The sequence below is a fragment of the Pseudomonas sp. NY11955 genome (genome assembly GCF_048068035.1).
GTDB lineage: Bacteria > Pseudomonadota > Gammaproteobacteria > Pseudomonadales > Pseudomonadaceae > Aquipseudomonas.
This window is the reverse complement of record NZ_JBLUPS010000007.1, coordinates 216401-225689: the sequence shown is the minus strand read 5'-3', so window position 1 is coordinate 225689 and position 9289 is coordinate 216401. Positions and strand designations below refer to the sequence as shown.

18 protein-coding genes are annotated in these 9289 nt (G+C 60.2%); 12 read left to right on the top strand and 6 right to left on the bottom strand.

Translation table 11 applies throughout. The features are described from left to right. Positions 1-31 precede the first annotated feature (31 nt). Genes ACNFBR_RS15700 through ACNFBR_RS15675 form a run of 6 tightly spaced genes read right to left on the bottom strand, consistent with a single transcriptional unit; the run spans position 32 to position 2704 of the window. Positions 32-472 carry a RusA family crossover junction endodeoxyribonuclease gene (locus tag ACNFBR_RS15700; protein WP_416735749.1) on the bottom strand — a complete coding sequence of 147 codons (441 nt, stop codon included), beginning with the start codon at positions 470-472 and terminating at the stop codon, positions 32-34. After that, the gene (locus ACNFBR_RS15695) at positions 465-761 is read right to left on the bottom strand and encodes a hypothetical protein (RefSeq protein WP_416735748.1); all 297 of its coding nucleotides are present in this window, start codon (positions 759-761) and stop codon (positions 465-467) included. The genes ACNFBR_RS15700 and ACNFBR_RS15695 overlap by 8 nt, the downstream gene beginning before the upstream one ends. Continuing rightward, positions 758-1231, bottom strand: a complete 474-nt coding sequence (locus tag ACNFBR_RS15690; RefSeq protein ID WP_416735747.1) for a hypothetical protein — start codon at positions 1229-1231, stop codon at positions 758-760. Before ACNFBR_RS15690 ends, ACNFBR_RS15695 begins: the two co-directional genes overlap by 4 nt. A gap of 34 nt (positions 1232-1265) precedes the next feature. Beyond that, positions 1266-2168 carry a DUF1376 domain-containing protein gene (locus ACNFBR_RS15685; protein ID WP_416735746.1) on the bottom strand — a complete coding sequence of 301 codons (903 nt, stop codon included), beginning with the start codon at positions 2166-2168 and terminating at the stop codon, positions 1266-1268. Between the two features lie 3 nt (positions 2169-2171). Continuing rightward, on the bottom strand, positions 2172-2480 hold the full coding sequence (locus ACNFBR_RS15680; protein WP_416735745.1) for a transcriptional regulator: 309 nt from the start codon (positions 2478-2480) through the stop codon (positions 2172-2174). A 2-nt stretch (positions 2481-2482) separates the two neighbouring features. Beyond that, a complete protein-coding gene (locus tag ACNFBR_RS15675; protein ID WP_416735744.1) occupies positions 2483-2704 on the bottom strand; it encodes a transcriptional regulator in 222 nt (73 codons plus the stop codon). Between the two features lie 99 nt (positions 2705-2803). Here ACNFBR_RS15675 and ACNFBR_RS15670 point away from each other — a divergent pair, with 99 nt between their 5' ends. From ACNFBR_RS15670 to ACNFBR_RS15615, 12 genes are all read left to right on the top strand, one after another. Beyond that, entirely contained in the window at positions 2804-3529 is a 726-nt protein-coding gene (locus ACNFBR_RS15670; RefSeq protein ID WP_416735743.1) for a LexA family transcriptional regulator, read from the top strand. Then, positions 3508-3993: a PA3611 family quorum-sensing-regulated virulence factor gene (locus ACNFBR_RS15665; protein ID WP_416735742.1), complete on the top strand. Its 486-nt coding sequence runs from the start codon at positions 3508-3510 to the stop codon at positions 3991-3993. The genes ACNFBR_RS15670 and ACNFBR_RS15665 overlap by 22 nt, the downstream gene beginning before the upstream one ends. A 386-nt stretch (positions 3994-4379) precedes the next feature. After that, positions 4380-4712, top strand: coding sequence for a hypothetical protein (locus ACNFBR_RS15660; RefSeq protein WP_416735741.1), 333 nt, complete (start codon positions 4380-4382; stop codon positions 4710-4712). A 13-nt stretch (positions 4713-4725) separates the two neighbouring features. Then, positions 4726-4968 carry a hypothetical protein gene (locus ACNFBR_RS15655; RefSeq protein ID WP_416735740.1) on the top strand — a complete coding sequence of 81 codons (243 nt, stop codon included), beginning with the start codon at positions 4726-4728 and terminating at the stop codon, positions 4966-4968. 159 nt (positions 4969-5127) lie between these two features. Beyond that, positions 5128-5547: a hypothetical protein gene (locus ACNFBR_RS15650; protein WP_416735739.1), complete on the top strand. Its 420-nt coding sequence runs from the start codon at positions 5128-5130 to the stop codon at positions 5545-5547. Between the two features lie 47 nt (positions 5548-5594). Further along, on the top strand, positions 5595-5747 hold the full coding sequence (locus ACNFBR_RS15645) for a hypothetical protein (protein WP_416735738.1): 153 nt from the start codon (positions 5595-5597) through the stop codon (positions 5745-5747). After that, entirely contained in the window at positions 5744-5893 is a 150-nt protein-coding gene (locus ACNFBR_RS15640) for a hypothetical protein (protein WP_012271389.1), read from the top strand. The genes ACNFBR_RS15645 and ACNFBR_RS15640 overlap by 4 nt, the downstream gene beginning before the upstream one ends. Further along, positions 5890-6099 (top strand): hypothetical protein, encoded by a 210-nt coding sequence (locus ACNFBR_RS15635; RefSeq protein ID WP_416735737.1) that lies wholly within the window; start codon positions 5890-5892, stop codon positions 6097-6099. The genes ACNFBR_RS15640 and ACNFBR_RS15635 overlap by 4 nt, the downstream gene beginning before the upstream one ends. A gap of 118 nt (positions 6100-6217) precedes the next feature. Next, positions 6218-7021, top strand: a complete 804-nt coding sequence (locus ACNFBR_RS15630) for a PD-(D/E)XK nuclease family protein (RefSeq protein WP_416735736.1) — start codon at positions 6218-6220, stop codon at positions 7019-7021. An 8-nt stretch (positions 7022-7029) separates the two neighbouring features. Beyond that, entirely contained in the window at positions 7030-8049 is a 1020-nt protein-coding gene (locus ACNFBR_RS15625; protein ID WP_416735735.1) for a hypothetical protein, read from the top strand. Positions 8050-8055: 6 nt separating this feature from the next. Then, positions 8056-8256, top strand: coding sequence for a hypothetical protein (locus tag ACNFBR_RS15620; RefSeq protein WP_371044467.1), 201 nt, complete (start codon positions 8056-8058; stop codon positions 8254-8256). 9 nt (positions 8257-8265) lie between these two features. After that, on the top strand, positions 8266-9285 hold the full coding sequence (locus ACNFBR_RS15615) for a DNA translocase FtsK (RefSeq protein ID WP_416735734.1): 1020 nt from the start codon (positions 8266-8268) through the stop codon (positions 9283-9285). Positions 9286-9289 lie beyond the last annotated feature (4 nt).

The following is a 9289-nucleotide window of genomic DNA, read 5'->3' as shown; positions in this document are numbered from 1 at the left end:
CGTAGTTCCGCGTAGATCGTTGTGTTACGGGTCAAGCTGCGGCCTCCAGCGCCACGATGCGCACGTGCACGCCTGGCACTTCGCCGTAGCGCTTGCGCACGAATGCGTCGACCACCTGCACGTCGTCTTTCCAGACAACACCGTTGAGGCCGTCGTAGATCGCCTTGATGACGTTGTCCATGTCGGGCTTCTTGGTCGGGAACAGCTCGCCGGCAATTGCCATGGCCTTCCGCTTTTTCGACATGGATTGAGGGATGGCCAGGACGATGCGCATCTCGACCATGACGGCGCCTTCCAGCAGCGTGCGGCCGGCCATGGCTTCGGTACCGGCCAGCGCGATGAGGCCTTCGTAGCTGGCGGTCTTCTGCGGGGTGAACATGCGTGCGTGCCCACCGACGGTGCTGACGCGTGGCCTGCCCTTCCCCACGGGTTCGCCCGGGACCAGGAACTGAACTGGCTTGAGGTCAGACATCGTCAGCGCCTCCACCAATGGCCTGCTGCAGCACCAGCACATGGCAGCCCCTGCAGGTGTTGCCCATCATCGAGTCAATGCGGAATGAGCCACGGCACTGCACGCACTTGACCTTCCTGTCGCCCTCGGGCTCTTTCCAGCGAACAAAGCCAGCGGCCTGGCGGGCCTTCGAGCATTTGTCGTGCTTGTGATGTGCACGGGAGCGGTTGCAAACGTCGCAGCGCCCGCTCTGGTGGCGGACCTGGGGGTCGACGCCGCGTGGCGATCGAACTTGAGGTTCGTAGTTCATGCCGGCCTCCGAATGCCGAGCTTGGCCAGCAGCAGCTCACGTGCTGCCTTGCCGTCAGTGGGGATGTTCTGTGCAGTGACCAGGTCGCGTGCTTCCTGGTGGGAGCGAGCAAGCTGGGCCTTCATGCCGCTGTCGTGCTCGATGCCCTGGGCGATCTTGCCGCCGAGGGGCTGGGCGTTCTGGGCGCGGCGCTGGACGATGGCGTAGTTACGCTCGAATCGCTGACGCAGGGCCTTGTCGCTGTGCTTGGCCGATCTCAGGTCGAACGTGCTCGTGGCTTCGGCTGCGACCCTCACCGCTTCGTGGCTATACTTGCCAATCAGGGCCTCGGTCCATGCCTGGTCAATCGGTGGCAGGCCGGGCACGTGCAGGCACATGGCGCGGAATACATGAGCAGGCGGTGGCCAATCGAACTCATCACCACGCGCTACCAGGGCATTGAGCCCGTGGGCCAGCTGGTCCTTGTTCAACCCGCCAAGCACCGTTGCCCAGGAGTGATCAGGGTCAGCTGATACGCCGAAACTCGACGTCCAACGGTGGCCGTAGAGTTCCGTCATCTTCACCCAGAGCTTGTCCAGACCCTTCTGCGGCAGCTTCTCGGGCTTCTCGGTCTGCAATGGCAGCCTTGACGCGGTCGACGGCTGACATTGGAGCTTGGCGACCAGGTCGATTACCTGCGCCGGTGTTTGCTGATCCATGGGTGTTCCCCCCGGCTTGCGCCTGGCGAAGATTGCGTTTCAGGTGGCTGGCCAGTGCGTGTTCCCACTTGGCCTGGGTGCGGTGGTCATCGGGCGATGCACACCAGAACGAGCGAAATTCCAGGAACTGGTCCTGGTCGATCGCCTGCTGCGTGATGCCCATCTGGAGCAACACGGCTTGGAAGGTCTTCTGGCTGGGCTGCCAATCGGCAGTCATGGCGAAGCGGACGCGGGAATCGAAATCGTCCTCGCGCGCTGGTGGTGGTGTTTCTTTTAGATCTGTATCTGTATCTGTATCTATTATCGTTGGATTCTGTTCAAACGAACCTTCAACGGAATTTGAACGGTCGTTGCCTTCCCGTTGAGGTTCCGTTTGTTTTTTCCTCTTTCTCGCCTGTGCCGAGGCCTTTCCGGCTGCTGCCTTCTGCTCTTGGGCGGCATGAACGGCTGCCAGGTCGCGGTCAATGCGGTCGTGCTCCCACTCTGTGCCGTTGTCGTTGAAAAACTCTTTCAACGAGTCTTCAACGGAAATCCAACGGTCGTTGGTCAGCCGTGCAATACGTGCAAGCCTGACTTTCGGGATCGGCTTCCCTGTTTGCCAGTAGTTGAAGATCAGCAGCAGGTAAGCGCCATGCTCCTCAGTCGAGAGGTGCATGGTGTCGGCGAGGTAGTCAGCGACATAGAGCTGCATGTACGGCAGAGCGGCCATGGCTCAGCCCTCCTCGAGCTGGTCCAGGCCCTGGACGTGTTCCATCCAGCGCTTCGAACCGTGGATGAACATTTCGATGTCGCGCTCGTTGAAGCAGCGCATCTCGCTGGGCACGACCTTGAGGCCGAGCACCGCAAGGATCTGCGCGAACTGCTCGAACTTCTCCGGGCGCATGCGGCTGACAGTCGCCTCATCGCAACCGATTGCAAGCGCGATCGGCGCATTACCGACGGATGTCACGCGCTGCAAGATGAAGTGCAGATTCTTGCGGGCCCTTGCAGCCTGTTCCGGGCTTAATTGGGTCGTCGACATGATCAGGCCGCCGCCCCAGCCCACGGGAACGATGGGCACAGGGCCTCACGCTTCACCTGGCCTTTAGTCAGGGTTTCGATCTGGATGGCTCGCGCCGGGGGAATTGGGCGAACACCGGAACACCATTGGTTCACGGTTGGGGGGCGGACATCGAGCAGCTTGGCCATCTTGGCCTTGTTGCCCAGGATGCCGGCTGCCTTGGTGGCGGCCTCTGCAGGGTTCATGGCGAGGGTTCTCCGTTGAGTGACGGAGAAAAAATAAGGCATTGGCTAATTTATGTAAAGCCATTGCCTACTCAAATGGTCGATAGGCTTAATTAGGCAATGCTTACAGGAAAAGAATTAGGCGAAGCGATCGAAGCCGCTCGCATCGCCAAAGGGATCTCAAAAAAGAAACTCGCCGATGACTTCGGCGTGGCGCCTCCCTCTGTCCAGGGATGGGTGAAAAATGGGCGAATCGACAAGGCAAAGCTCATGCAGTTGATGGAGTATTTCTCATCGACTGTCGGGCCCAAGCACTGGGGGCTGACTGCTACTCCTGCCCAGGTCGCTAGCGGAAAAGGGGCGAGCTTGTCGATTGACGACATGATTATTGTTGATGAGGCGCACAGGTCACATGCCTATCTGACTATTCCCCAACTCGATGTCGCAGCGTCGATGGGACCTGGCATGGACGCACCTGGTCATGTCGATACGATCCGTGACATCACTGTCCGCATAGAGTGGTTGCGCGAGCAAGGCCTCTCTTACTCCAAGATAGAGAACCTGGCTATCATCACGGGCGACGGCGACAGCATGGCCGGAACCTTCAATGATGGCGACTCTCTGCTGGTTGACCGCGGTATCACCGAGATCCGTACCGATGCCATCTACGTCTTCACCCTTGACGGCCAGCTGTTCATCAAGAGGCTGCAGAGAATGGCAGGTGGTAACCTGCGCATGATCTCCGACAACCCGATCTACCCGGCCATGGTCATCGAAGGTGAGCAGCTGGAGCGCATTCACATCCAGGCTCGGGTGCTGTTGGCATGGAACGCGAGGAAGCTATGAAGCTCGAGACCATTTGGTTGAGGATCAAAAAACCTCTGTGGTGGATCATGATGCTGTTCGTAGTCTGCATAGCCAGTGCAGTCGGCAAGTTGATTGCAGGAATTGCAACCCAACCTGATCACTCGAAAATGCTATCTGAAATCGTTACCAAAGCTGCCCAGCAGATCAACGCCCAGGCACCCAAACAGATTGATGAAATCACGGTCTTGACTAAGGCTGAGGCAGTCGACGGTAAGATCCTGGCCACGCACTACACCCTTAAGAATTTTTCGTCGTACGAAAAAAACTTCGACTTCCAAGCTGCTAGGAAGTCGATTGTCGCCATGGTCTGCGGCAAGCAGGGGACGAAAAAGCAATCACCGCTCGCAAATGGAATGATCCATCAGTACATCTACGAGCGCGAGAACGGGCAACCCATCACTCGCTTCGAGGTTACAAAGAGGGATTGCCCAGGCCTGATGTAACAGTTTCATTCTTGCCAAGCCCGCCACCGTGCGGGCTTTTTCATGCCTGCAAGAAAAAAGTTAGGCATTACCTATTTACAGATATTAGGCGATGGCTTATTTTTGCCTCATCCGAACCTAACTGAGCGAAACCGGAAGGAATCGGATGGCAGCGAGCCGAAGCCAATTCGGTACAGGGGAAGCCTCACCCCGGGTGCGCAGCGTCGAGCACCGCATAAAAGAGAGCCGACAGCATGCAGAGCGTGGTCGGCTGTTGGGCCCACAGGGCCCCCGAACCAAGTCATCGCCCAGCCGGATGTGGCGCGTAACACCGGCCAGCTCCACGGAACATTTCACTTCTGCACCTGGTGACGGGTGCAGCGGGAAATCGACCGAGGATCACCCACATGAACACCAACTACACCGTCATCCGCCCGGATGGCAGCGAGACAACCCTGAACATCAACCTGCCGGCGGCGCCGACGCTACAGACGCTGCGCAGCCTGATCGTGCCTCACCTGGACGGCGGCGACCTGGAGCAGGTCGGCGTGCTGCACAACGGCAAGGGCACGGACATGTTCGTCGACGAAGAAGGCCTGCTAAAGCGCCTGCCCCGCAACGACAAGGCCACTGACATCTACCGCGCTCACTACCTCAAGCAGAACCCGGGCATTCAACCGGAAGAGCTTGGCTTCATCGCCGGCACCGCGGTCATCTTCGATCGCCGCGTCTGGTTCTGACAGGAGAACAGCCATGGTCACTCCTGAGATCGCTGAGCGCATGTGCAACAAGCTGGTTGAGGCCTACATCAACGCCTGCAAGCCCCGAGATCTGGACGATGTTCTTGGCCTGACCTTGAAGCTGATCAGCATGGCTGGTCTGTCGCTGGCAGCCACCCACGGCAAGGACGAGGCCGTGGCCCTGATCCACAGCGTTGCCGAACACGTCGGCGAAAACGCCCATCGCAGCCATGCGGAAATCATCAGCCGCCACTGATTTCCCTGACAGCCGGAAAGACGGCCCGGTGCACCTGGTTCCCCATCGCCAGGCTGTATCGGTCGTGACGCTCACCCTCCCCTGGTCCGGGAGGTTTACGGCTTAGAGCGTCACGACCCATGCAGAACCCATCCCACACCCACAATCACGGAGGCCGCCATGGGCGCACTTCGCAAAGCACAGTACCTGTACGACAACGCTGAGCCTGCGCCGGATGACGGCCAGGCCGAGGCTGAACGCATCTGGATCGACAATGGCGTGGCCGAGCTGATGGCTCGCCGCGACTACCAGTTTGCAATCCATGGGAAGTTGGTCGGTGTGACTTACGAGCGCTTCGCGCAAGCCGTGGACGAACACGCTATGAGCGAGTTGGGTCGCTCTGGCATCAGTGAGTCGGTGTTGGGGCGACTGATGCTCGCCGCACTTTTCAAGGTGCCCGGCGATGCCGCTGCTGCGGCTGAGGAAATCATGGCCTGTGCCAAGCCGGCAGCGGTGCTCGAGCAGCTGGCCCGCGACCTCCTGGCGCCCTTCGCTCTGCCAGGCACTCAGGCCGCATCCGAAGAGGCCCGCGAGCTATGAGCCCGCACAGCATTGCTGTGAGCGCGATTGAGGGAGCCATCGAAACGATGCTGCTCCCCAGCGCCGGCCCGGTCGAAGACGCCAAGGCCGAAACCCTGGTGGTGGCCTACTTCTCGCTGCTGGCCATCGATTCCGACGAGTTCAAACACTACTGCGAACGCATCCGGCGCATTGCCGAGCGCCGCAAGGAGGCCGCGTGACCAATAAATGCCGGGGCGTCATAGCCCCCACTTTCCCGCTCATCGTCGAAGCCCTGCACCGTCAGGGCTTTTTCTTGTTCCGCGATCTGCCACTGGGCACCACGATCCGCTTTCGCGGCGAGATGGTGGTTGTGAGGTTTCCATGAGCACCGGTACCGGAAAGCGATATCCCATAGAGGTCATGGGAAAGACATTCTCCCAAAGTGCTGAATTCCACGACTGGATCGACTCTCTGCATGACAAGCAAATGCTCAACACGCAAGAGCATGCGGCCGTTCAACACACCTACGACAGCGGCTTCCTGGCTCACTGGGATTACAAGCAGCTGATGAAAAAGCCTGTTCAACCATGACCGCCGCCCAACGCCGGCGCCGCCACCTGATCTGGCGCGGCGCCTTTCAATCCCTTCTTGGTTGGGCAGGCTGGCTGACGCTGGTTGCCCTGGCCGACCTCATCACACGGTAACAGCCATGTCCGTCACAACCATCCGGGCCTCTTCGTGGGGCTCGCTGTTTGACTGTGCCTACAAGTGGGAATACATCCACATCCTCAAGCACCGGTCGCCCAGCAGCGGTCGCTCGCATCTGGGCACAGCCATTCACGCCAGCACGGCTGCTTTCGACGTTTCCCGCATGAACGGCAGCAACCTGTCGGCCTTCGACACCGCCGAGCTCCTGGTGCACACGCTGCGCAACCCTGACCAGGACATCGACTGGAAAGCCGACAAGCTGACCCTGGCCGAGGCCGAGCGCATCGCCCTTCCCTTGCACACCCGCTACTGCAACGAAATCAGCCCGCGTTACGAGTTCGTGGCCGTTGAACGAACCACCGAGCCGCTGGAGATCGACTGTGGTGGGGGCACCATCATTCGCCTGACCGGTCAGCTCGACCGGTCACGGATCTGCAAAGCCGGTGACGGCAAGGGTATTGCCGACGTGAAGACCGGCGGCGCTGCCGTCGTGGACGGGGTCGCCAAGACCAAAGGCCACTGGGCCCAGATTGGCACCTACGAAATCCTCGAAGAGCACACCACCGGCGAGCCCTGCACCGCACCGGCCCACATCATCGGGCTCAAGACCAAGGGCAAGCCCGAAACCGGCATCGGCGAGATCGTCGGCGCCAAGCAAATGATGGTCGGCACCGAGGATTTCCCCGGGCTGATCCAGATCGGCGCCGACATGCTGCGCTCAGGCCTGTTCCCGCCAAACCCCCAGAGCTTCCTTTGCAGCGCGAAGTATTGCCCGCGCTGGTCCACCTGCCCTTACCACCAATGAGGTCCACCATGTCGCAACCCACCAACCTGGCGCAGATGCAGACCAGCGCTGTCGCCAAGCCTAACGATGCCCCTATGTCGCTGCTGACCGGTCAAGGCTTTGACCAGATCCAGCGTGTTGCCAAGGCCCTGTCGGCTTCCACCCTGGTGCCGGTGCAGTACCGCGCCTTCGCCGAGGTCAAGGAATACGGGAAGGTCGTCGGCCACAACCCGAACCCGGCCGGACTGCCCAACTGCATCGTCGCGCTCAACATGGCCCAGCGCATGGGCGCCGACCCGCTGATGGTTATGCAGAACCTGTACGTGATCGAGGGGCGCCCGTCCTGGTCCAGCCAGTTCATCATCGCCTCGATCAACAGCTGCGGCAGATTCAGCCCGCTGCGCTTCGACCTCAGCGAGCCAGCCAAAGAGCAGGAGATCACCTACAGCGCCACGGTCTGGAAGAACAAGCAGAAGGTGGAAGAGCAGCGCAAGGTGAAGATCCGACACCAAACCTGCCGCGCCTGGGTGATCGAGAAGGAAACCGGCGACCGCTTGGATGGGCCGCTGGTGTCCATCCAGATGGCGATTGACGAAGGCTGGCTCACCAAGAACGGCAGCAAGTGGCTGACCATGCCCGAGATTATGCTGCGTTACCGAGCCGCCAGCCTGCTGGGCCGACTGTATGCACCCGAACTGCTGATGGGCCTGCAAACCCGTGAAGAGGTCGAGGACTACATCGACGCTTCGCCTGACGGCGCCGGCAACTACGCGGTCGACATCAATGACCTGCGAAACAAGGAACCTGAACCGCCGGCGATCATCGAGGGTGATGATGATGCCGGCCTGGTTGTTGATGACGGTCCAGTCGACGAACAGGGCGAAGTGGTAACCGAAACTCCCAGAAAAGGTAAGAAAACTGCCGATTCTGTAAAGGAAAACGCCGAAAACGTCCGGGGAGAGCAGGAACCTGACCAGGTTTCCGACCCTGAACCGGATGCCGAAGATGACGCCCAGCCGGGCGATACCAGCAACCTGCAGTTCGAGTAAATCGCCATGGCCGCCCAGACCGTGGAAGAACTGTACGACCGGGTCGAGGAATTCACCTCTCTGCTCGCCGCCGCGGATCTCCACGCGTCGGGGGCCTGGGAACAAGAGTTCGTCGAAAACCTGCGGGCCAGCTTCAAGCGCTATGGCCCGCGCACCCTCCTGACATTCACCCAGCAGAAAAAGCTGGAAGAAATCGCCAAGTACTGAGGATCCCCAATGAAAGCTGAACACAAAGAGTTCATCGACCGCGCCTATCTGCACGGCGTTTCGCCAATGGTCCTGGCACATGAGCTGATGGTGCACGACCTGGTCGAAGCGGCGCTGTTCGAACTGCGCAACATCAAGATGCCCTTCACCCGCCTGGGCGAAGACGACCAGCAGGAAGTGATCGACCGCATCACCACGAAGGCAAGCGATGTGGTGCGGTCGGCGGTGAGCATCATTGCTGCGCGTGGCGCCACCACCATTGAACTGACCATGAAAGAGGTCAAGTTCGACGCCAAGAAGCTGACCGCCACCGGGATCATTGATGCCAAGGCTCCGAACCGAAAAGAGCTGATCGACAGCGCCGGCCACCTCTGCCTGCTGGTGATGGCGCCGGATGACTACCACGAAGGCACCGACTTCGTAAAACCAGAGCGCGATCAGCATGAACTGCCGTTGAGCGCTTCCGAGATCGTGGCCGGCATGGGTCTGGAGCGCCAGCAAGAGGAAGACGAACTGCAGGACGGCCCGGACCCGCTCTACCAGGAGGCAATCATCTTCGTGCGAGAAACCCGTCGCGCTTCAACCACGGCGATCCAGCGCCACTTGAAGGTCGGCTACAACCGGGCAACCCGGATGATCGAGCAGATGGAAGCCGAGGGCGTGGTTACCCCCATCAACTCCAACGGTGGCCGTGAGGTGATCGCCCAACGGCAAGAACTTCCGCCAGCCCAGGACGACAGCGACATTGTCGACGCTGAGTGGCCTGGCGACAGCCAGCAGATAAGTAAGGAGTTCGGTGATTTTGATTACAGCGAGGCTGCGCAGATCGTCTCCCTGCACGGCCAGGTCATCGACGCCGCCTGGCTGCAGCGCCGCCTGAGCATCGATAGTGACCGCGCCGCCTCGCTGCTGCTGCGCCTGCTGGAAAGCAACGTTATCCAGCTGGAAGCCGAGGGCGAATCTTCGCTCGAACACACCTACCGCGTCGTCGGCACCCTTGAACAGGCTGTCGACCTCAACCTGGAGTAACGCC